The sequence below is a fragment of the Shewanella sp. SM20 genome (assembly GCF_025654545.1).
GTDB lineage: Bacteria > Pseudomonadota > Gammaproteobacteria > Enterobacterales > Shewanellaceae > Shewanella > Shewanella oncorhynchi.
Genome location: NZ_JAKKRK010000005.1, coordinates 1 through 21,775, shown reverse-complemented (window position 1 = coordinate 21,775; position 21,775 = coordinate 1). Strand labels below are relative to the sequence as shown.

Annotated in this window: 18 protein-coding genes; 11 read left to right on the top strand and 7 right to left on the bottom strand. The window is 46.0% G+C overall.

Annotated elements, in window-relative coordinates:
• The first annotated feature begins 9 nt into the window (after nucleotides 1-9).
• Together L5M18_RS03600 and L5M18_RS03595 are read left to right on the top strand one after the other, a co-directional pair.
• A complete protein-coding gene (locus L5M18_RS03600) occupies nucleotides 10-3,261 on the top strand; it encodes an efflux RND transporter permease subunit (RefSeq protein ID WP_263195966.1) in 3,252 nt (1,083 codons plus the stop codon).
• Nucleotides 3,258-6,305 carry an efflux RND transporter permease subunit gene (locus tag L5M18_RS03595; protein ID WP_263195965.1) on the top strand — a complete coding sequence of 1,016 codons (3,048 nt, stop codon included), beginning with the start codon at nucleotides 3,258-3,260 and terminating at the stop codon, nucleotides 6,303-6,305. Before L5M18_RS03600 ends, L5M18_RS03595 begins: the two co-directional genes overlap by 4 nt.
• Nucleotides 6,306-6,429: 124 nt before the next feature.
• Here the strand turns inward: L5M18_RS03595 and yqfB are convergent, their stop codons facing one another.
• Nucleotides 6,430-6,747 carry a N(4)-acetylcytidine aminohydrolase gene (gene yqfB, locus L5M18_RS03590; protein ID WP_173496818.1) on the bottom strand — a complete coding sequence of 106 codons (318 nt, stop codon included), beginning with the start codon at nucleotides 6,745-6,747 and terminating at the stop codon, nucleotides 6,430-6,432.
• A 338-nt stretch (nucleotides 6,748-7,085) separates the two neighbouring features.
• Between yqfB and L5M18_RS03585 the strand changes: the two genes are divergently transcribed.
• Nucleotides 7,086-7,283, top strand: coding sequence for a DUF2986 domain-containing protein (locus L5M18_RS03585; protein ID WP_028759693.1), 198 nt, complete (start codon nucleotides 7,086-7,088; stop codon nucleotides 7,281-7,283).
• Between the two features lie 226 nt (nucleotides 7,284-7,509).
• Here the strand turns inward: L5M18_RS03585 and L5M18_RS03580 are convergent, their stop codons facing one another.
• Nucleotides 7,510-9,051 (bottom strand): MATE family efflux transporter, encoded by a 1,542-nt coding sequence (locus tag L5M18_RS03580; protein WP_263195964.1) that lies wholly within the window; start codon nucleotides 9,049-9,051, stop codon nucleotides 7,510-7,512.
• 45 nt (nucleotides 9,052-9,096) lie between these two features.
• Nucleotides 9,097-9,954: an ion transporter gene (locus L5M18_RS03575; RefSeq protein WP_028759691.1), complete on the bottom strand. Its 858-nt coding sequence runs from the start codon at nucleotides 9,952-9,954 to the stop codon at nucleotides 9,097-9,099.
• A gap of 172 nt (nucleotides 9,955-10,126) precedes the next feature.
• Between L5M18_RS03575 and L5M18_RS03570 the strand changes: the two genes are divergently transcribed.
• The 3 genes from L5M18_RS03570 to L5M18_RS03560 all read left to right on the top strand — a co-directional run bounded on the left by L5M18_RS03570 (nucleotide 10,127) and on the right by L5M18_RS03560 (nucleotide 12,050).
• Nucleotides 10,127-10,639: a murein L,D-transpeptidase family protein gene (locus tag L5M18_RS03570; RefSeq protein WP_028759690.1), complete on the top strand. Its 513-nt coding sequence runs from the start codon at nucleotides 10,127-10,129 to the stop codon at nucleotides 10,637-10,639.
• Nucleotides 10,640-10,813: 174 nt separating this feature from the next.
• Complete coding sequence (locus L5M18_RS03565; protein WP_263195963.1) at nucleotides 10,814-11,497, top strand: VOC family protein; 684 nt, start codon at nucleotides 10,814-10,816, stop codon at nucleotides 11,495-11,497.
• A 292-nt stretch (nucleotides 11,498-11,789) separates the two neighbouring features.
• The gene (locus L5M18_RS03560) at nucleotides 11,790-12,050 is read left to right on the top strand and encodes a DUF5062 family protein (RefSeq protein WP_006081993.1); all 261 of its coding nucleotides are present in this window, start codon (nucleotides 11,790-11,792) and stop codon (nucleotides 12,048-12,050) included.
• Nucleotides 12,051-12,204: 154 nt separating this feature from the next.
• Here L5M18_RS03560 and L5M18_RS03555 read toward each other — a convergent pair whose 3' ends face one another.
• Both L5M18_RS03555 and L5M18_RS03550 read right to left on the bottom strand, forming a co-directional pair.
• Nucleotides 12,205-13,143 carry a M23 family metallopeptidase gene (locus L5M18_RS03555; protein ID WP_411569169.1) on the bottom strand — a complete coding sequence of 313 codons (939 nt, stop codon included), beginning with the start codon at nucleotides 13,141-13,143 and terminating at the stop codon, nucleotides 12,205-12,207.
• 298 nt (nucleotides 13,144-13,441) lie between these two features.
• Nucleotides 13,442-14,314, bottom strand: coding sequence for a 6-carboxytetrahydropterin synthase (locus L5M18_RS03550; RefSeq protein WP_263195962.1), 873 nt, complete (start codon nucleotides 14,312-14,314; stop codon nucleotides 13,442-13,444).
• Between the two features lie 469 nt (nucleotides 14,315-14,783).
• On the opposite strand from L5M18_RS03550, the gene L5M18_RS03545 reads away from it, so the two are divergent.
• On the top strand, nucleotides 14,784-15,782 hold the full coding sequence (locus L5M18_RS03545; protein ID WP_028759686.1) for a cytochrome-c peroxidase: 999 nt from the start codon (nucleotides 14,784-14,786) through the stop codon (nucleotides 15,780-15,782).
• A gap of 156 nt (nucleotides 15,783-15,938) precedes the next feature.
• Here L5M18_RS03545 and yejK read toward each other — a convergent pair whose 3' ends face one another.
• Nucleotides 15,939-16,967 carry a nucleoid-associated protein YejK gene (yejK, locus tag L5M18_RS03540; RefSeq protein ID WP_006081997.1) on the bottom strand — a complete coding sequence of 343 codons (1,029 nt, stop codon included), beginning with the start codon at nucleotides 16,965-16,967 and terminating at the stop codon, nucleotides 15,939-15,941.
• Between the two features lie 77 nt (nucleotides 16,968-17,044).
• Between yejK and L5M18_RS03535 the strand changes: the two genes are divergently transcribed.
• Both L5M18_RS03535 and L5M18_RS03530 read left to right on the top strand, forming a co-directional pair.
• Nucleotides 17,045-17,263 (top strand): YejL family protein, encoded by a 219-nt coding sequence (locus L5M18_RS03535; protein ID WP_011847036.1) that lies wholly within the window; start codon nucleotides 17,045-17,047, stop codon nucleotides 17,261-17,263.
• Nucleotides 17,264-17,329: 66 nt separating this feature from the next.
• Nucleotides 17,330-19,117, top strand: a complete 1,788-nt coding sequence (locus L5M18_RS03530; RefSeq protein WP_263195961.1) for a DUF3413 domain-containing protein — start codon at nucleotides 17,330-17,332, stop codon at nucleotides 19,115-19,117.
• A gap of 303 nt (nucleotides 19,118-19,420) precedes the next feature.
• Here the strand turns inward: L5M18_RS03530 and L5M18_RS03525 are convergent, their stop codons facing one another.
• Nucleotides 19,421-20,527: an NADH:flavin oxidoreductase/NADH oxidase gene (locus L5M18_RS03525; protein WP_263195960.1), complete on the bottom strand. Its 1,107-nt coding sequence runs from the start codon at nucleotides 20,525-20,527 to the stop codon at nucleotides 19,421-19,423.
• Between the two features lie 117 nt (nucleotides 20,528-20,644).
• Between L5M18_RS03525 and L5M18_RS03520 the strand changes: the two genes are divergently transcribed.
• Together L5M18_RS03520 and L5M18_RS03515 are read left to right on the top strand one after the other, a co-directional pair.
• Nucleotides 20,645-21,511, top strand: a complete 867-nt coding sequence (locus tag L5M18_RS03520; protein ID WP_263195959.1) for a LysR family transcriptional regulator — start codon at nucleotides 20,645-20,647, stop codon at nucleotides 21,509-21,511.
• Between the two features lie 121 nt (nucleotides 21,512-21,632).
• The coding region (locus L5M18_RS03515; protein WP_263196006.1) for a transposase at nucleotides 21,633-21,775 on the top strand (143 nt) is incomplete at its 3' end.

Below are 21,775 nucleotides of genomic sequence, written 5' to 3'. Positions count from 1 at the left end.
GAGCCTTTCATGTCAATTATCAGCACTTCTGTTAAACGGCCTGTCACGGTATGGATGTTCATGCTGGCGGTGATTTTATTCGGTATGGTGGGATTTTCCCGCCTAGCGGTGAAGTTACTGCCAGACTTAAGCTATCCCACATTAACCATTCGCACTATGTATGACGGCGCGGCGCCAGTTGAAGTCGAACAGCTCGTCTCTAAACCGATTGAAGAAGCCGTTGGGGTGGTCAAAGGCTTACGTAAAATCAGTTCTATTTCGCGCTCAGGCATGTCAGATGTGGTGCTCGAGTTTGAATGGGGCACAACAATGGATATGGCGAGTTTAGATGTACGTGAAAAACTCGACACTATCGCTCTGCCGCTCGATGTTAAAAAGCCCTTATTACTGCGTTTTAACCCCAACCTTGACCCTATTATGCGTCTCGCGCTGTCTGTGCCTAATGCATCTGAAGCCGATCTCAAACAAATGCGCACCTATGCAGAGGAAGAACTTAAGCGTCGTTTAGAGGCGCTATCTGGGGTCGCCGCCGTGCGTTTATCTGGCGGCCTAGAGCAAGAAGTGCATATTCAGCTCAATCAAGAAAAACTGTCGCAGCTCAATCTCAATGCCGATGATATTAAACGTCGTATTAATGAGGAAAACATCAACCTCTCTGCGGGTAAAGTGATCCAAGGTGATCGCGAATACTTAGTACGAACGCTAAACCAATTCAACTCATTAGATGAACTCGGCCAAGTGATCGTCTATCGCGACGAGCAAGCTTTAGTCCGTTTATTCGAAGTTGCTACCATCACAGATGCCTACAAAGAGCGTAGTGATATCACCCGCATCGGCAGTCAAGAATCGATTGAACTGGCCATTTATAAAGAAGGTGATGCAAATACTGTCGCTGTCGCCAAAAAACTGCGCGATGAACTCGTCAAAATCAATCAAGACCCTAAGCAAAATAAGCTCGAAGTGATTTACGATCAGTCTGAGTTTATCGAAAGTGCGGTCAGCGAAGTCACCTCTTCTGCGCTGATGGGCAGCTTGTTATCTATGCTAGTGATTTACCTGTTCTTGCGTAATATCATCCCGACACTGATTATTTCTATCTCGATTCCCTTCTCAGTGATCGCCACCTTTAACATGATGTATTTTGCCGATATCAGCTTAAACATCATGTCATTAGGTGGTATTGCCCTTGCCATCGGTCTCTTGGTCGATAACGCCATTGTGGTATTAGAGAACATAGACCGCTGCCGTAGCGAAGGCATGAGTAAATTAGAAGCTGCAGTGACGGGGACTAAAGAAGTGGCAGGCGCAATTTTTGCCTCAACACTCACCACTCTTGCGGTGTTTGTACCGCTAGTATTTGTGGATGGGATTGCTGGCGCACTCTTCTCAGACCAAGCGCTAACGGTCACTTTTGCGCTGTTAGCATCGCTATTAGTCGCGTTAACGTCCATTCCAATGCTGGCATCACGTGAAGGCTTTAAAACCTTACCCGCGCTGATAAAAACGACACCTAAGGATAAACCCACCACTAAAATGGGCAAGCTTAAACACTATAGCGCGACTGTGTTTTCCTTTCCTATTCTATTAATTGTTAGTTACTTACCCAGTGCACTACTGACCTTAGTGTTGATTTTAGGCCGCTTCTTCTCATGGCTTATTGGTCTAGTGATGCGCCCGTTAAGCTCAGCATTTAACTTTGTCTACCACAGTATTGAGAAGGTTTATTACAAGCTTCTGGCCTCGGCGCTGCGCCAACAAAAAGCAACACTGTTACTCACGATTGCAATAACAGGCGCTTGTATTAGCTTGTTACCGCGACTTGGTATGGAGCTTATTCCGCCAATGAATCAGGGTGAGTTTTATGTGGAGATCTTGCTACCGCCGGGTACGGCAGTGAGCGAAACCGACAAGATATTACAGCAACTTGCACTGTCCATTAAAGACAGAGCCGAAGTTAAACATGCTTATAGCCAAGCCGGTAGTGGCGGTTTGATGACTTCGGATACTGCCCGCGGGGGTGAAAACTGGGGCCGCTTGCAAGTAGTGCTTAACGACCACAGTGCCTATAACGCAGTCACTCAAGTATTACGTGATACTGCGCGCCGCATTCCTGAACTTGAAGCGAAAATTGAGCAACCTGAGTTATTCAGCTTTAAAACGCCACTGGAAATTGAGCTCACAGGTTACGATTTAAACTTACTCAAACGCAGCGCAGATAGTCTAGTCAAAGCATTATCCGCATCGGAGCGTTTTGCCGACGTGAACACCAGTCTACGTGATGGTCAACCTGAGCTAAGTATCCGTTTCGATCATGCAAGGTTAGCGGCTCTAGGAATGGATGCGCCAACGGTTGCCAACCGTATTGCCCAACGTGTTGGTGGTACTGTTGCCAGTCAATACACAGTGCGTGACCGTAAGATTGATATTCTGGTGCGCAGTGAACTCGCGGAGCGGGATCAAATCAGCGATATCGATGCCTTAATTATCAACCCGAACAGCAACCAACCTATTGCATTAAGCGCAGTTGCAGAAGTTTCATTGCAATTAGGCCCATCTGCGATTAACCGCATCAGCCAACAACGTGTGGCTCTCGTATCAGCTAACCTCGCCTATGGTGATTTAAGCGATGCGGTTGCACAGGCGCAGCAGATACTATCGCAACAAGTGTTACCCGCATCGGTTCAGGCCCGTTTTGGTGGTCAAAATGAGGAAATGGAGCACTCATTCCAATCACTCAAAATTGCCCTTATCTTAGCGATTTTCTTAGTGTATTTAGTCATGGCGAGTCAGTTTGAATCACTATTACATCCCTTGCTTATCCTCTTTGCCGTACCTATGGCATTAGGTGGCAGTGTACTTGGGCTTTATATCACCCAAACTCACTTGAGTGTGGTGGTATTTATTGGCCTTATCATGTTGGCGGGGATCGTCGTGAACAACGCGATTGTGCTTGTGGATCGGATCAATCAACTGCGTAGCGAAGGTGCTCAAAAACTTGATGCCATTCGCGATGCAGCTAAATCGCGCCTACGCCCGATTATGATGACAACCCTCACCACGACCTTAGGCTTATTGCCGATGGCGCTAGGTCTAGGTGATGGCTCAGAGGTACGCGCACCGATGGCGATTACGGTGATCTTTGGTCTGAGTTTGTCAACATTACTGACCTTAATAGTGCTCCCAGTGCTCTATGCCCTGTTCGACCGTAAAGAATACGCAGTAACTGGCTCACATATAAACGTAGAGGAGGCTCGCCCATGAACCTCACCCGTTTAGCCATTAAGCGCCCCGTAACCACCAGCATGTTCTTCTTTGCTATCTTGCTGTTTGGTCTCGCCTCGAGTCGCCTATTACCGCTGGAAATGTTCCCCGGTATCGATATCCCACAGATAGTGGTGGAAGTGCCTTACAAAGGCTCGACCCCTGCTGAAGTGGAACGCGATATTACCAAAGTGCTGGAGGAATCCCTCGCGACTATGGGTGGGATTGATGAGCTTGAATCAGAATCCTCCCAAGAAGGCGCCGAAATCGAAATCAACATGAAGTGGGGGGAAAACGTTGCTACTAAGAGCTTAGAAGCGCGGGAAAAAATCGATGCAGTGCGACATTTACTGCCCAAGGATGTGGAGCGGGTCTTTATCCGCCAATTCTCCACCGCCGACATGCCTGTGCTCACCATACGCATCTCAAGTGATCGTGAGCTTTCAGGTGCATTCGATCTACTCGATAAACAGCTCAAGCGTCCACTTGAACGTGTTGAAGGTGTCTCTAAGGTCAGCCTGTACGGCGTTGAGCAAAAGCAAATTGAGGTACGCATCAATGCCGACCGCCTTGCCGCCAGTGGATTTTCAGCCACAGATTTGCAACAACGTCTCGGCAGAGAGAACTTTGTGCTGAGCGCAGGTACACTCAGGGCCAGTAATATCGTTTACCAAGTTTCACCTAAGGGTGAGTTTAGAAACCTTGAAGATATCAAAGCACTAGTACTTATCCCCGGATTGACCTTAGGCGATATCGCCGATGTGCAATTTGCCCTACCTGAACGTATCGAAGGTCGACATTTAGATAAGCACTATGCCGTGGGTTTGGATGTTTTTAAGGAATCTGGCGCTAACTTAGTCGAAGTGTCAGACCGTGTCATGAAGGTGATTGAGCTTGCGAAACAGGACCAACAGTTCCAAGGTATTCGCCTGTTTATCATGGAAGATCAAGCCTCTGGAGTAAAATCTTCACTAATGGATTTGCTGCTTTCAGGGTTAATCGGTGCACTGCTGTCCTTTATAGTGCTGTACTTATTCCTGCGTAATTTGAAAATGACTTTAGTGGTTGTGTCATCCGTGCCTATTTCAATCGGTATGACGCTCGCCGCTATGTATCTACTCGGTTACAGCTTGAATATTCTGTCTATGATGGGACTCCTGCTCGCCGTCGGTATGTTGATTGATAACGCTGTAGTTGTCACTGAGAGCGTACTGCAGGAAAAACAAGGTAAACACCCTAAAGACAATGAAGAGTCTGTCATGACGGGGGTCGATAAAGTGTCTCTGGCGGTATTGGCAGGCACAATGACAACCGCCATTGTATTTTTACCTAATATTTTTGGCGTAAAAGTCGAGATCACCATTTTTCTAGAGCATGTTGCTATTGCGATTTGTATCTCACTCGCCGCGTCGCTATTGGTCGCAAAAACCTTAATCCCTTTGATGTTGACTAAGTTCCACTTCGACATCGCCCCCGAAAAGGATGCGGGTAAATTACAACGTTTTTACAATAATACCCTAGATTGGGTATTGCTCAGACCTTGGCGTTCAGGCGTGATTGCTGTAGCGATACTCGCATCCACCGCCCTGCCGCTATCTATGGTTAAACAGGATCAAGAAGACAGCGAGAGCAATGAACGAATCTACATTAACTACCAAGTAGAAGGTCGACATAATCTCAATGTCACTGAGGCGATGATCAACCAAATGGAAGAGTATCTTTATAACAATAAAGAGGAATTCCATATTGATTCGGTCTACAGCTATTATGCCTCTGACGATGGCTCATCGGTGATCCTCCTAAAGAAAGATTTGCCTATATCAGTGGATGAGTTAAAAAAGAAAATCCGTAGCGGCTTCCCTAAGTATTCCATCGCCAAACCGCAATTTGGCTGGGGCAATGACAACTCTGGCGTGCGAGTCACACTGACAGGACGTTCAACCTCTGAGCTAATTAATTTGAGCGAGCAAGTTATTCCTTTATTGCAAAATATCAAAGGATTGCAAGATGTTCGCTCCGAGCTTAACGGCGCTCAGCAAGAAGTGATTATCCGCATTGATAGACAAATGGCGGCGCGGTTAGATTTAAAACTCAATGAAATTGCCTCAAGTATCTCCATGGCACTGCGCGGTTCACCGCTGCGATCCTTCCGCCACGATCCTAATGGCGAGCTGCGCATCGAAATGGCCTACGAGAAAGAATGGCAAAAGTCACTTGAGAAACTCAAGCAGTTACCCATAGTACGCCTCGACCAAAGAGTGTACACCTTAGATAATCTGGCGAAGATTGAGATCCAACCCCGCTTCGATACTATCAAACACTTCAATCGCCAAACTTCGCTGTCGATTGGGGCTAACTTAGAAAACCTCACCACAGAAGAGGCGCAAACTAAGATTAAGCAAGTGATGGAAAATATCCGTTTCCCCGATGGTTACGACTATTCACTCCGTGGTGGCTTCGAGCGCCAAGATGAAGATCAGAACGTGATGGTGACTAATATGCTCTTGGCTGTCGCGATGATTTATATTGTTATGGCGGCGTTGTTTGAATCTCTACTGTTACCGACGGCGATTATTACCTCGATCCTATTTTCCATCACAGGTGTATTCTGGGCGCTGTTTATCACAGGCACCCCTATTTCTGTGATGGCAATGATAGGTATCTTGATTTTAATGGGGATTGTGGTAAACAACGGTATCGTTCTGGTAGATCAAATCAATCAGATGACACCGGATCTCGACAAATTGTCTGACACCATTCGGGAGGTGTGTATCACCCGTTTGCGGCCAGTGTTAATGACAGTAGGTACAACAGTACTGGGATTAGTCCCACTGGCGATGGGTGATACCCAAATCGGTGGTGGCGGCCCGCCATATTACCCCATGGCAATCGCCATTATCGGTGGCTTATCGTTCTCGACAGTGACTAGTTTGTACTTAGTCCCCCTGTGCTATCAAGCATTTTATCGGATGCGTCACCGCGCAGCGATTCGCTTAGGCCAAGCCGATCACTTTGCCAAAAAACTGTTACCTTGGACGGTTTAGTTGTCTTGGATAGCTGATGTTCTTGAACAGTTCAGCAATCTTCGACAACTTAATATGCCATTGAATTTGTAATAAAAAGGCTGCTGTGCGGCCTTTTTTCTTTTACGAATTACGCTCTATACTTTTACTGCGGTAAAACCCTAAACTGGATCATAAACAATTGCTCAAGACCGGGATAAATTTCTGCAATCACATCACGTAGCTGCGGCAACGTCATATTCTCTTGCTTAGCATGAATGTCTGAGAGCTCAGTTAAGGTCACTGGCACGACATCAATAATATAGATATCACAAAACCAGCGGTCGGTTTCGAAGGTTGAAACGGGAAGTGTTTGACCTGCAATCACATGGGATTCCGTTTCATCACGCAATGTAATGGTTTTAGTGCCACTTAATATATCGTGCTCAAAGCGCTCAAAAAAAGTGATTTTAGTTAATAACACACATCTTCCTCAACTCAGGATATGAGCAATAAAATAACAGTAGAGTCAATTATTCAAACTCATAATGCTAGGCAATATAATGGCTTTTGATCCACACTGACAGTCTACACCGCAGAATTTGCAGCATTTGTCGTGTGAAATACTAACAGCGCCGTTTAAGTCAAATTGTTATGCTAACGCCATTTAGCAAAACTAGTTCTCAAAGAGTAGCCGTTGTTTTCGACAAAATTCAGCAAAACATGGTCAGTTCGCTCAGATTGAGTTAGAATCCCGCCTCAATTGAGCCCTTGGCCTCATATTCCTGCGCGTAGCGGGTGCGAAACGAAATTAGAGACGTCATGAACAAGAAACAAAAGATCATCAAGAAAATAGCTAAACGCGCTAAGGCCAGACTGAATAAAGTCGACCCAGTGACTATCGGCTCACCTGCAAAATCAGGTTACATCTCTAAGGCTGATCGCGCAAAAATGGCGGCATCAGAAGCTGCGACTGAACAAGTCGAAGGCCAACAAGACACGCCAAGTATTGAAGAATAAGAAGCTCAGCAGAATAGTCTTTTAGCGGCGTATTTTGGCATTGTTAACTTAACTAAATGAAGTGCAAACGCCGTTTCAAACAAAATGCCACAAGCAATCTTGTGGCATTTTGTTTTTCAGCATTCCTATCATTAGCAGCTTTCTGACTGCTCCTCATTATTAAGAGCTCATTTTTATCTGCGTTCTTGCCCACTGCTTCTACACGGCACAGCTAAGCCACATAACGTCAATTAGGCTTTTTCCCCTCGTCTAAATAGGGTAATACGGGCTCATTCTCTTGCTCCTCCGTTAATTGCGCCATCTGCACGCAAGAGGATGAAAGCGGATTGGTCGCACTCGGTAAGTTCTGTGCAACACAATTAGCGATTTCCTCTTCCTCACTCAGTACGACATTGCGGGGGATAGCATTCGCAGCATCAAGATTAGGCGCAGCTGAAAACTGTGCCTGCGCCGCCACTTTATCCACTAAACGATAGGCAACCCATACACCTAATGTGCCAAACAAAATAGACCCTAAAATTTGCCCAATCAATACACCGTAAACCCCGCCCCAAAGTGCACCAAAATACACAAAGGGCACTGTGCCTAAAGTGGCTTTACCTACGTTAAATAGCGTGGAATATTTGGCCTTGCCAAGGTTATTAAAGGACGCATTCGCCACGAATAAAATCCCCGAAAAGATAAAGAATACCGCGATATAACTGCAGAAAAAGTGAATAAGATCAGCACTATCGCCCTTCATATCAAACACACTGACCAAATGTGACTTAAGCATAAACAGCAGCAAAGACATTACCAGCACATACACAGTACAAAACTGAATCGCTCGCGTTAAACTCTCACGTACTCGGTCAAACTGACCTGCGCCAAAGTTTTGCCCAACAATAGGTCCAATCGCGCCAGAGAGTGCAAAGATCATCCCAAAAGCCACAGGGATTAAACGCCCCAATACTGCCCAGCCTGCCACATAAGCATCACCGAAATCGGCGATCGCTCGGGTCACAAAGGCATTTCCGATGGGAGTTGCCACATTGGTTAACATCGCAGGGCCTGCAATGGCAAAGATGGGCTTAAGATCGGCGATAAAATGTGCCTTATCGAAATGGCCTAACAATTTATGCTTAACCACCACACCGCGAGCGGCAATCACAAATACCGCCACCCGCGCTAAAACGGATGCCAATGCAGCGCCTTCAATCCCCATGGCGAACATGAAGATAAAAATCGGATCGAGTACCGCATTAACGCCGCCCCCCGCTAAGGTCGACATCATAGATAACTTTGCATCACCCACAGCGCGCAAAGCCCCGCCGAGCGCCATCGCAAGACAAATAAAGGGCAAGGAAGGCACGAGAATATACAAATAGCTCGCAGCAAGTTCTGCCGTATGACCACTCGCGCCTACTAAGGCAACTAGCTCAGGAATGAAGGTGGTGACCACTGCCGCCACCAGCACACTGATCAGTGTCGTCACAACCGCGCTATTGAGTAATAAGCGCTTTGCCAACACCACCTCTTTTGCGCCAATCGAGCAAGACACTAAAGCCCCTAATGCAATCGATAAACCAATTCCAATCGATGTGGTAAAAAACGAAATACTCCCCGCATAGCCCACAGCCGCCGCGAGTTCATGCTCTCCCAATAGGCTCAGGAAAAAGATATCCAGTAAATCCACGACAAATAAGGCAGAAATCCCTACCGCGGCGGTCGAACTCATCACTAAGATATGGCGTAATATGGGGCCTTCAACAAACTTGGCTTGCGTCATACGTGTCTTTTACCTACAAAAAATAAAAAGTGTTCGCCGAAGTCATCATGAAACGCCTTTATCAACGGGCACATCCAAGCTATCTAACTCACATCCACAACGACTACAATACATGGCATCAATATCATGACCTGTCTTATGGCATTGATTACACGAGCGTAAATCTCGATGACGCCCTACTTCTTGGGATATCTCGGCGGTTAAAATCCCCGTTGGGATTGCGATAATCGAGTAACCAATTAGCATAGTAAAAGCCGCAATCGCCTGACCTAATCCGGTTTTCGGGGTAATGTCGCCGTAACCAACTGTAGTAATAGTCACAATTGTCCAGTACACAGATTTAGGGATTGAACTAAAACCATTATCAGGCCCTTCAACCACATACATTACTGAACTCAGTACCATAACGATCAAACTGACCGAGAAGAAAAACAAAAAAACCTTACGACTCGACTGCATCATCGCCCTAAGCAGCACATTTCCTTCACTTAAATAGCGCAGTAATTTGAGTACGCGGAAAATCCTAAACAGCCTAAGTATCCGGATGACTAAGGTAAAGTTAGCACCAGGGATCAGCAACGCCAGATAACTTGGCAATACCGATAACAAATCCACTAAACCATAAAAGCTGCGAGCATATAACACAGGATGAGTCGCGCAGTACAAACGTAGGCCATATTCAATCGTAAAAATAATGGTAAATACCCATTCCAACACAGAAATAAGCTGGCCGTATTCGCGATGGAATATCTCTACTGTGTCGAGGAACACTAAGCCGACACTCAACACAATACACACCATGAGGGCGATATCAAAATAGCGGCCAGCGGGAGTATCAGTGCCAAAAATAATGGTACGTAATTGACGTTTTAACGGACTTTCGGATTCGATATTCTCAGACATACAAACTTTTACTTCCTTGCAACAAACTGACTAACACAGGGATTACAGCATAAATATGCCACGAGTCTGCCATGCAATTGCACCTAGCTCAAAATTATCTACTCACAGTAAGATAAAATTGCGGTATGATGCCGAAAAAAGCCAACAACCTGTGTTTATTTTCGAGGACTTCATGCGCGCCACCCTACTTTCCACATTGACATCTCTCACTGTGACTATCGCGGCTCTCGTTTCACCCGAATTACATGCCTCTGGCATGGGTAAAGTGGATCTGGTGGTGATCACTAAATCCGAATCCAGTATGGCTTTATTACGCGATGGCAAAGTGCTCAAACAATATCGCATCGCCATGGGTGACCTACCCGCTGGACACAAATTAAAGGAAGGCGATCAACGCACACCACAGGGGCGTTATACCCTAGATTATAAAAAGCCAGATAGTGCTTATTATAAATCGATCCATATTTCCTATCCTAATGAAGAGGATAAACTCAGAGCCAAAGCCTTAGGCATTAGACCCGGAGGCATGATCATGATCCACGGCCAAAACCCTAAGTCGTCACTGCCGCCAGAACAAGCCCAGCAATACAACTGGACTGACGGCTGTATCGCGATTACCAACGCCGAAATGGATGAAGTGTGGAAAGTGGTCGATGAAGGAACACCAATTGAGATTTGGCCGTAACCTTAGCCAATATCCAGATGGCAAAATGCCAAATAGATAATTGAACGATATCAAACACGCCCAGCTTAATGGGCGTTTTTATTTAACCATTAAAAGCATGATGTTAGTTGTAATCGTCTCAGTCATTTACTTAAGGGATAAAACTAACGCCAATAGAAATGCCTTGGAGTATTTATGCCTAAATTCAACGAGCCTGTTGCGCCGCACAGTGCAAACCTCAGCTATGAGCAATTAATCCAAGGCTGGCCAGCCTTCGAAGCACAGATTTTAGCCTTGCTTGAAACCTTAGACTTAGCAGATAAAGCACTGGTTTGCGACCATGTCGCGCTGCGCGTCAATTCCATCGCCAGTGCCGATGCCCTGCGCGACGCCTTTAGCCGCATAGGAAAAATCATTTCAGACAACATCATCAATGGCCGTACGATTCTGATCATCGAGCTAGACACGCCACTCACACTCGGTCAATTTAGCATTGCCTGCGTCGAGCTTCCCTACCCCAGCGACAAAGTCTATCCACAGGAAGGCTGGGAGCACATAGAATTAGTTATTGATTCTAAAGCCAAAGATTGCGATACCTTAAGCCAAGATTTACTGGTCTTATGTCCAACACTCCACCCTTTACTCAACCTAGGACTGAGTCCATTGCCGCAATCTGAGCAGACAGCTGAATCAGAGCAGTCAAGATTACCAGACTTGCCATCCCTTGCTGAGATTAAAGTCAAAATGAGCTCGCCCAAAGGCGATAAAGAACGTTTAGCCAATCCAACTATCGCCTTTAAACGCGGCAATGTGTGCATTAAAGTGCATCCCCATGGCATAAAAGCGGTCATCGCGAGCGAACAAGTATCCGAATGTTAAGTCAGACTTAAACTCAGGCAGATAAAACTGAGCTTAGATTTTCATCGGCACTTGCCTTAGCTAAAACCTACGACAGTAACTGAGTTAACATCTGAGTTGATGACAATTTAATCAGATTCAATATTCTCGTTATTTTTAGGCCAGTTTTTTGGTGGTTTTGTCAAAAATCGCCAAAATTAAATCTAAAAAACAGCATATTTAGCGTAACTTAGGACATATAACTCGCAGATGCCATCAGGCACAAATTATCGTGTCCACTAGATGGATGCTATGTGCAAACAGAGGATCGCCAATGAAGCCACACAAGAACGAAGCACAAATATTGAAGTTCGCCATGGAAATCGGCGTGGGCTATGCCAAAAAACGCGGATATGCAGACTTTGACAAAGGCATCTCACCCAAAGACAAAGTGGAATGCATTTATCGTTTATTGGTCACCGACAACTTAATCCAGCCACTGGCCAAAGATAAAGAAGATGGGCCAAACATGAAACACAAACTGATTTTATGGATCACCCGCCAGTTGCCTGCTGATCATCCACTGTTGAAATAGTCTTTTTAGACGACTCGGTTAAAAATGATTATTGGCAAGCGGACATTTGAAGCTAGCCTAGAAAGAAGCCAACTCGCTAAGTGTTCACGATAAGGATCACCATTAAATGGCGCATTATTGCGCCATTTAAGTGAGCCAGAACTGGATATCAAACCTAGCCCTTTTTGGCCGCTTTGTTGGCTTTCTCATTCGCTAGCACTGTTGCCATTGGCGGCACTATGGTTGTAGGGTCGAGGCGCATTTGATACCAGTTCACTCGCCAATCTAAGTGTGGGCCATTTGCACGGCCTGTTGCGCCCACCTCTGCAACAGCTTGGCCTTGCTTAACCGCTTCACCCGCGTTGACGTACAATTTACTTAAGTGCAAAAAACTCGAACTCACGCCATAACCATGGTCGATCACCATAGTACCGCCCGAATAAAACATGTCAGGCACAGAAAGACTAATAACACCATCGGCAGGGGCGACCACTACAGTGCCGGTTTTCGCCGCCACATCCACCCCAAAGTGTGGATTACCGGGTACATCGTTATAAATACGTTGGCTACCATAAACCCCTGAAATACGCCCCGTCAGCGGCCAAATAAACTCCTGTAAAAAGGCCGTTTGCTCGCTAAATGTTGCCCGCGCCGCTTTCACCTGCGCCGTGTCTTTCGCCGCTCTTTCCTGCGCGACAGGATCAGGCTTCATAATCTTCGAGCTAATGCCCTTTACACTTTGAATATCGTACTCTCGCTTGGTTAAGGTTAAAGGCTTAACCTCAGTCAAACCATCGGGATAAACCAAGGTTAGCTGCTGGCTCAATTCACCGTCGCGATCAAAACCAAAGGCAAAATGACCGTCAGGCGTGACCTTGATGGCTTCACCATTTAAGCTAATCTGAGTGCCCGCTGGCGCTTGACCCCGCATTAATGCGCCTTGCTCTAACTTACCCTGTAAACTCACCTCAGCTTGTACCTGAGGCGCAATGAGCACTAGGCCCAAAGTGAATAATGCCGATAAGCAGCGCACTGGATTTGAACTTAGGGGGGCTCCACCGTGAGATAAAAATTGCGATACTTTATTTCCCAACATCTTATTATTTTCCAGCATCTTAGTTTCCAATATCCTAGTTTCCAACATCTTCAAAAAATCCTTATCGAGGGGCAATAGGGATCAAGACCCACTCAATACATTCATCGCGACACAAAACGCAGCCGAATTCAATCAATGCCACGTTAACCTAACGCACCATAAAAATCGATTCTGCAAACCCACATCCCTGTCGTAATCTCAGTTCAGCCTATGCTAAAAACAAACAAAAAAGCCCCGATAATCTACCGAGGCCTATTAAATCCGTGATTAAAAGGTGAATAGTTTAAGTCCATTCACTTATATCAGCTCGTAGTGCCTATCCCTTAACGACAATCGCGCCCTTGCCAACACCTTCAAACGCCACCACTTTAAACTGACTTCCTGGCACTTTAGCGACTAATGTCGTGGCAATATAATCGGCTAACAACTCAACCGTCGTGTCGTGGGGAATTAAATCACAGCATTCCTTTGGCATTGCCAATTGGAAATCCCCTTGAGGGGCTTGGTAATGAAAGCCATAGTGGCTGTCATCGGTTATCCGCGTTTGCGGCGAAAGATTAAGGGTCTTAACTGAAACCAAGTCCTCTTCACTGCCTAAATAAATATCGTGCCAACGTTTGGCCCAATACTCATCCCACTTAGGTACTGGACTGCCATTTTCATAAACGTGAATAGGACTACGATGCCCATGGGCGATACGCTGACAATTACCATCGTGTTTACGTAAACCATGGCTGTAATGGTAATAAGGCGTATCGAGGATTTCGTGTCTCAAGGTGAGCGTGATCCCTTCGACATTTTTAGGTAAAGCTTCGCGCAACGCTTTCTGTAAAAAGGCATTCACGCTGGGAATATCAATCTCTTCGGTCGGCACTAAGGCAAAGGCTTGGGAAGGACAGGCTAAATGAATTTCACCTAACTGACTATCAAAATCCATCCATACTCTATCGCCCTGCTGTTGCCATCGCACACTGCTGCAGGCCGTAGGCACTAATAAACGATGATCAGCCACCGCATCTATGGTTTGCTTGATCGTGCGTTTGACTTTAGCAAAATCGAGCACCATGTTTTGCTCGTCTAATCCGCCCTCTAGCAGAACATCAACAATCCAACTCTCCCCCACCATGCCGCGCTTTGGGCACAAATAGGAAAAATCGATCACAGTTAAATCTTTGACAAACAATTGCATTAACGCTCCTCGGCAGAAAAACAGTCCGCCTATGTAATTTTATAGCACCGCTTGGCGATGGCCGAGCATGCTAACTTGAGGCACTCAACACGAGTTAACTCAACATGAACAGAGATTCTAATCAATTCCGTCTGTTGTCGCGACAAATGAATCCACTCGGCCTAATATTTTGTATCAGATGTGTGTATCAGGTTTTCGAAAATCCAGCAATGCAACTCATTGCAACCATCAGGTACCGATAGGCAGAAAGCAACAATGCATCGACCTTGCCGATTAACAGATAAAGCCTTAACAGAAATACCACTCAACCTAGCAAAATAACAACGTAAAAACAGCGAATTAGATCGCAAAAGCTTAATCCGCAACAGCGATAGACCCAATCGAAACAAAGCATTATCACTCAGCATCATTAACCGCTAGCATCCCTATTAAACCATACAAAAACCAAGGTTATACAGGGAGAAATAAGATGACCAAACTTACATCTATCGCCATTTTCATCGCAGGTATGTTAGCCAGTACCCATGCTATCAGTGCAGAACCCATCGAAGTCATTACAGCAGCCAAGATCACCGAACCTGAAAAAGTTGAATTAGGTAAAATGCTATTCTTCGAACCCAGACTGTCTAAATCTGGCTTTATCTCTTGTAACTCTTGCCATAATTTATCCACTGGTGGTGTCGATGCTCTGCCAACGTCCATTGGTCATCATTGGCAGGAAGGCCCAATTAACTCGCCCACAGTGCTTAATGCCGACTTTATGCTGGCTCAATTTTGGGACGGTCGTGCCAGTGATTTGAAAGAACAAGCCGCGGGCCCTATCGCCAACCCGAAAGAGATGGGCTTTACCCATGAACTCGCAACTGAAACTATCGCCTCTATGCCCGCCTACCGAGCGCACTTCGCCAAGGTCTATGGCGATGAAAAAGTCACAATTGACCGTTTAACCGATGCGATTGCCACCTTTGAAAAAACCTTAGTTACCCCTAATAGCCCCTTCGATCAATATCTTCTGGGCAAGCAAGATGCCATCAGCGCGAATGCCAAAGCGGGTTACCAACTCTTCAAGGATAAAGGTTGCGTGAGTTGCCATAACGGCCCCGCAGTTGGTGGAACCATGTATATGAAAATGGGACTCATCAAACCGTTCCACACCAATAACCCAGCAGAAGGCCGTAAGGGCGTCACAGGTAAAGAAGCTGATAAATATGTGTTTAAAGTGCCGACACTACGCAATATTGAACTCACCTACCCCTACTTCCATGATGGCAGCGTCTGGACCTTGGAAGAAGCGGTAAATACCATGGCAGACATTCAATTAGGGCAAAAACTCTCTGACCAAGAAGTGAAAGAAATGGTCGCCTTCCTTGAGTCCTTAACGGGCGATCAGCCGCAAATCACGCTACCTATTTTGCCACCATCGAATAAAGATACGCCACGTCCAGTGCCATTTAGCTCCAATAATTAACATAGGCGACGAGTCACTGACTAAGAAGTACTCACTTAGCTGTACTCACTTAGCATAGACACTAAGTCAGCGCGACTTAGTTAGCAAAAAGGCCGAGAGTAAAAACTCTCGGCCTTTGGTTATTCTTTCGCTTAAAAACGATGGATTAATTAAGTGCTATTCGCCTTTAAGACGACGATCAAGCTGATCTTTTAAGTTTGCTGGCACACCTTTGATTAAAATCGTGTCCGAGATGGGATCGTAAATCACCCGTTGACCTAAGTGGCCGCCATCAAAACTTAACGTTACGCCGCCACCTGTACCAGAAAACTTCTTCAATTGGCGCAGGGTCGATTTATCGGCCGGAAACTCTTCATCGAGATCATAACTGCCGCCACGGGCAAAATCATAGAAGGAGTCCATACCTTGATCGGCTAACTCATCGGCCAAGTCTTTGATCTCAATGTCAGCGCCTTCATCGAAACGCTCACTGCAATATTCAAACACTTTATTACGGCACTGCTGACGCTCGTCTTTCGTCAACTCACTACTGGCAACAAAATCTTCAACCGCATTCATTAAGGTTTTGTTTTGCGCCTTAGTGTTGACGCCTTCTACACAGCCCATAAAGTCGAGGAAAAAGTCGGCGACTTTACGTCCCGCGCGGCCACGGATAAAGGAGATATACTTGCGAGAATCCTTATCGGCTTGCCACTCGGTTAAATCGATACGTGCCGCGAGTTGGATGTTATTTAAATCCAAGTGGTTATTTTGCGACAGTTCCATATCGTCTAATACTGTCATTGACGACTTCGCACTTAATAAAGCCACAAACAAATAATCGCTGGTGATGCTGGTATAGCAAGACATCAACAGGAAACCGCCTTGACTGAAGTCGTACTTTGACAATTCTTCTTGCAGCAATTTACTGGCTTGACCGGAAAACTCCACAAACCCTAAATCGCCGCCACGGTATTGAGTTAGCGCATTGGCAAAAGCAGGATTCGCCTCACCGTCGTCGCCGTGAATACCAAAATAGCCAAAACCTTTACCGGCCTTTCCCGTATATGTCTGATGCAACTCGTCGAGCATCACCTCGACCGCCTGACCGTTCAGCAGAGGTTGAGGACGCAAACGGCAGCGTAATTGCCCCTGACTGTCCTGAGAAATCTCGTGAATAATTGCGTGTTCGATGTTAATACTCATAAGCCCTGATAGTGATACTGGGATAAATCCGCTATTATATGCCGCTAATCCATTCCAAAGTGAAACATTTTTTGATTATGGCAATCCAATCGAAATACTCAAACACCCAAGTTGAATCATTAATCGCCGAAATATTGGCTGTGTTAGAAAAGCATAAAGCACCGACTGACCTGAGCCTGATGGCATTGGGTAACTGCGTGACTAACCTGCTAGAACGTAAAGTGCCCAGCGAATCGCGCCAAGCCGTGGCCGAACAATTTGCAAAAGCACTCGCACAATCGGTTAAATCCCAGTAAGTTAACTGGGTAATAATCATCAAAAGAATATAAGATACAAGGCCTTTTAGGAATAAGCGGATCACTATGGTCGAGCGAAAAAAGCAAATGAGCCGCGATCGGGTTTCCCGGCTCATCAACTGGGGGCATTGGTTCGCCTTCTTCAATGGCTTATTAGCCATGATAGTCGGAAGCCGATACCTTGGCAGCGTGGGTTATCCAGAAACTTGGTATGGCTGGTTTTATCTGAGCGTCAGCACTATTGGTCAGTTTAGCTTTCTCGCCTTTATCGCCTATTTGATCTGCCTATTTCCACTAACCTTGATATTGCCCTATTCAAAGATATTAAGAGGTGTCGCGGCGGTGATCGCGACCCTAAGTCTTTGTATCTTACTGTACGATACCATTGTTTACGCCGATTATGGCATGCACTTGAGCCCCTTTGCCTTCGATTTAGCTTGGGCGGATCTCAATGCCCTGCTCCGTGGTACTTCTTATATCGTCACCCCGTTGGCCATCATCGCCATTGAACTGACCATGGCCAATTTTTTGTGGAAACGCATAGAGAAAATTCAAAAACTCAATTTAGGGAATAAAGTTATCACCTTAGTGTGTATCTGTTTTATCAGCAGCCACTTGATCCACATTTGGGCCGATGCCGCCGATATCACCGAAATTACCCGTTTCGACGATACTTATCCTTTATCTTATCCCGCGACAGCTCGCTCCTTTATGGAAAGTCACGGTATCGATGGTTCATACCAAGGCGATGACGTCAATCACAACACTAGTGTACTCAGTTATCCAGAGCAGCCACTCACCTGCCAAGCCGACACGAAAATCAACGTGTTGATGATTACCATCGACAGTTTACGGGCGGATATGGTCGATGGCAAAAGCATGCCATTCCTACACCAATACACTGAAAATAATCAATCTTTTACCCAGCATTTCAGCGGCGGCAACCAATTTAGAACGGGCATGTTTTCGCTACTCTATGGCCTGCAAGGCAGTTATGGCGATGCGCGAATTTTTAATAGCACCAGTCCTTTACTGACCAGAAGCTTTCAACAAGCAGGCTATGAATTGGGGCTTTTCCTCCCTGAAACCAATCTCAATTTGCGTTCATCACAAGCGATGTTTAATGACTTTAATCCTGTCGTAGCCAAAGAAACCAATGGCAGTGCCGATGCCGATTTGCACACAGTGGCCAGTTTTAACGAGTGGCACAGCATCCAACATAAACCTTGGTTGGCGCTCGTTAACTTAAAAGCGCCAGAAAATTTTGATACTCCCGTGGGTTTTCTGGGTATCGAAACAGTGAAAGCCAATACCGACCTGATGCCAGCACAAAAAGTACTGTTTAATCAATATCGCCAATCTCTGTATTTTGTCGATCAACAACTCAAGGCGATGCTGGCCAATGTGTCCAACGACACCTTAGTGATTATCACTGGGGTCAATGGCAAAATGTTCACCAGCAATAGTGATGAAGCGAATCGCAACCTGTCACCACAGAGTGTCAAAGTGCCATTAGTGATCCACTGGCCGAATACGGGTGCTTCTAAGGTCAAATACCGCACCAGCCATTACGGCATTGCGCCGACTTTAATGACCCACGTGCTAGGTTGCACCAATAACACGACAGATTACAGCGCTGGCCGCAGCCTATTACAACCTGACAAAGAAACGTGGATCTATATAGGTGATAGCCGTATTTTTGCTATCTATCAAGAAGCAGAAGTGACAGTGATTGACCGCCACGGTAAATATCGTATTTACGATGAAAACTATGAACATAGGCTCAATAAAAAAATGAGCGCGCCTGAATTGATTGAAGTGATGCGTGAAGGTCGACGTTTCTATAACCACTGAGCTTCATCATCTTAGTTAAAAAAGCCCCATTCCCGCAGGATTGGGGCTTTTTTATTCCCTCGCGACTGGATGAATACGAAATGCACGAAGCTTGGATTTAACTGTGTGGGTTGAAGAGCTGCGTGGCCAGTATCTTGAAGCTAGTCTCTTGTAGCTAGTCTCTTGTAGCTAGTCTCTTGTAGCTAGTCTCTTGTAGCTAGCCTCTTAATGATGGATCTTACCTGCCACTAAAGCCAAAAGCCGCTATCTTTAGATAACGGCTTTTTAAGGCTTAGGTTTAAATCAACTCAAGTCACTCTACAATCAATCGGCTTTAACCGTAGAGTAGCGTGCTAACCAATGGGCGTAGGAAGCGGGTAATACCCAAGATGGGCGCGCAATTTTCAAGGTTTGCGCCGCTTGATACGGCCAATGTGGATTCGCTAAAAACGCTTTACCTATCATCACTAAATCCATTTGTTCATCTTCAATGGCCGCATTAGCTTGATGTGGATCATCCATACCCCAAGACGTCGCAACAGGGAACCCCACTTCTTGTCGAACCCGCGCTGCAATAGGCGCCAAAAATGCCGGACTCCATGGAATATTTGCCGTTGGGGTCGAGAAGCAAATGCTGACGTTCAGCATATCGAGCCCCGCTTGCTTAAATTGCTTCACCAAGGCTATCGATTCCGTCAGTGTTTCTTCATCTTTATGGTCGAATTCAATCACACCAAATCGCGCCGTTAAGGGTAAATGCGATGGCCAAACGTCTCTTACCGCGGCAATGGTTTCTAACAAAAAGCGTCCGCGCCCTTCCGCACTGCCACCGTATTGGTCGGTGCGTTGATTGGCATAGGTTGAAAAGAAGCTTTGCGCTAAATAACCGTGGGCGAAATGCAGTTCTAACCATTCAAATCCTGCCGCTAAAGCACGCTTTGCCGCCGCCACAAAGTCGGCTTTAACCCGCTCAATGTCCTCAATCGTCATAGCGGTAGGCACTTTAGGTAAGTTTGCGCCAAATGCGACAGCTGATGGTGCAATCGGTTGCCAACCTCGCGCGTCATTATCGGCAATATGGTCATCCCCTTCCCACGGGATATTGGCACTCGCTTTACGGCCTGCATGACCAATCTGAATGCCTGCAACAGCACCCGCATTTTTAATCGCACTAGCCACTTTTGCTAAGCCTTGGGCTTGTTCGTCATTCCATAACCCAAGGCATTTGGGGGTAATACGTCCTTCAGGAGAAACCGCTGTGGCTTCAACCACAACAAGACCCGCTCCGCCACGGGCAAGGCTAGTATAATGTACCTGATGCCAGTCGTTGATGAGTCCATCTGTGGCTTGGTATTGGCACATGGGTGCAACGGCAATACGGTTTTTGAGGGTGATGTCTTTAAGTTTGAAGGATGAAAATAGATCGGCCATGGTGTTTCCTGTGTCTATTAAGATCAAAAGGTATTTTAATACTGAATGACGACAGACTAGTCTTATCGTGCCATAATTAAAAGCACATACAGATTATAGATTTGATAAATTTTACTTATGATAAATCCACAATGGTTACACACCTTTAGCGTTCTGGTCGAGAAAGGCAATTTCACCCGCACCGCCGAAGCCATAGGTATCACCCAAGCGGCCGTGAGTCAGCATATCAGTCGCTTAGAAGAAACCTACGGCACACTGTTTTTACGCCGCACCCGCCAGCTTGAAATCACTCCCATTGGGGAAAACCTGCTGACCTACGTCAAAGAAGTTGAATGCGCGCAAAAGCGCTTACAGCAGAAACTGATCCATGATGATGCCAATGTCGGTGATATTAGCCTTATCACTCCAGGTAGCATTGGTTTAACGCTTTTTCCGCTATTAATCGAATTACAACAAGCCTTTCCGGCGTTAAGCATTCGCCACCGTTTTGCACCTGACAGTGAGATAGTGGCCTCAGTGTTGGCCAATGAACATGAAATCGGCATGGTAACCTTAAAACCTTCCGATCCTCGTATTCACAGCACACATTTTACCGAAGAGCCGCTTGAACTTGTGGTACCTGCAAACCATAAACAACATGAATGGGCTGATTTACAACGGCTAGGGTTTATCTCCCATCCCGATGGTGAGGCCATGGCGACTCGGCTGCTTAGCCGTAAATATCCAACTCACCCCGGCATTCAAGAGATCCCCTGCAAGGGATTTACCAACCAAATCAGCCTCATTCTCGAACCTGTCGCAAAAGGGCTAGGATTTACGGTTATCCCGCAATACGCCCGCAAAGCCTTTGAACGACAAGAAGATATCTATGTTGTGGAATGTGGCAGCCAAGTTGTAGACACCATTTGGCTTATCCACCGTGCGGAATGGCCCTTATCACGCAGAGCCCAAAAAGCGATTATATTTTTAAAGGGGAAAATATAAAACCCCATTAAAAAATCTGTCTCTTCTACACAAATCCCTCGGTTTGCCCCGAGGGATTTTTTTGAACCATTTTCAATTACCCTGATCTGATCCTGACCTTTTGTTTCAGATACCACATACCATGTTTTTAAGTGAACCATCACTCTGGGCACAAAGCATTTTTCAGCGCGCACAATTAGGGGATGTACGAAGGACCAAACGGCTTGTACAGTTGGCGGCTCAACTTGCAGCTCATACAGGACAATCTATCGTGCAATCCCTTTC

What these genes read in the sequence shown, in the direction of transcription:
- L5M18_RS03600 (WP_263195966.1), top strand. Translation starts at nt 10, where the DNA reads ATGTCAATTATCAGCACTTCTGTTAAACGGCCTGTCACGGTATGGATG.
- L5M18_RS03595 (WP_263195965.1), top strand. Translation starts at nt 3,258, where the DNA reads ATGAACCTCACCCGTTTAGCCATTAAGCGCCCCGTAACCACCAGCATG.
- L5M18_RS03585 (WP_028759693.1), top strand. Translation starts at nt 7,086, where the DNA reads ATGAACAAGAAACAAAAGATCATCAAGAAAATAGCTAAACGCGCTAAG.
- L5M18_RS03580 (WP_263195964.1), bottom strand. Translation starts at nt 9,051, where the DNA reads ATGACGCAAGCCAAGTTTGTTGAAGGCCCCATATTACGCCATATCTTA.
- L5M18_RS03575 (WP_028759691.1), bottom strand. Translation starts at nt 9,954, where the DNA reads ATGTCTGAGAATATCGAATCCGAAAGTCCGTTAAAACGTCAATTACGT.
- L5M18_RS03570 (WP_028759690.1), top strand. Translation starts at nt 10,127, where the DNA reads ATGCGCGCCACCCTACTTTCCACATTGACATCTCTCACTGTGACTATC.
- L5M18_RS03565 (WP_263195963.1), top strand. Translation starts at nt 10,814, where the DNA reads ATGCCTAAATTCAACGAGCCTGTTGCGCCGCACAGTGCAAACCTCAGC.
- L5M18_RS03560 (WP_006081993.1), top strand. Translation starts at nt 11,790, where the DNA reads ATGAAGCCACACAAGAACGAAGCACAAATATTGAAGTTCGCCATGGAA.
- L5M18_RS03555 (WP_411569169.1), bottom strand. Translation starts at nt 13,143, where the DNA reads ATGCTGGAAAATAATAAGATGTTGGGAAATAAAGTATCGCAATTTTTA.
- L5M18_RS03550 (WP_263195962.1), bottom strand. Translation starts at nt 14,314, where the DNA reads ATGCAATTGTTTGTCAAAGATTTAACTGTGATCGATTTTTCCTATTTG.
- L5M18_RS03545 (WP_028759686.1), top strand. Translation starts at nt 14,784, where the DNA reads ATGACCAAACTTACATCTATCGCCATTTTCATCGCAGGTATGTTAGCC.
- yejK (WP_006081997.1), bottom strand. Translation starts at nt 16,967, where the DNA reads ATGAGTATTAACATCGAACACGCAATTATTCACGAGATTTCTCAGGAC.
- L5M18_RS03535 (WP_011847036.1), top strand. Translation starts at nt 17,045, where the DNA reads ATGGCAATCCAATCGAAATACTCAAACACCCAAGTTGAATCATTAATC.
- L5M18_RS03530 (WP_263195961.1), top strand. Translation starts at nt 17,330, where the DNA reads ATGGTCGAGCGAAAAAAGCAAATGAGCCGCGATCGGGTTTCCCGGCTC.
- L5M18_RS03525 (WP_263195960.1), bottom strand. Translation starts at nt 20,527, where the DNA reads ATGGCCGATCTATTTTCATCCTTCAAACTTAAAGACATCACCCTCAAA.
- L5M18_RS03520 (WP_263195959.1), top strand. Translation starts at nt 20,645, where the DNA reads ATGATAAATCCACAATGGTTACACACCTTTAGCGTTCTGGTCGAGAAA.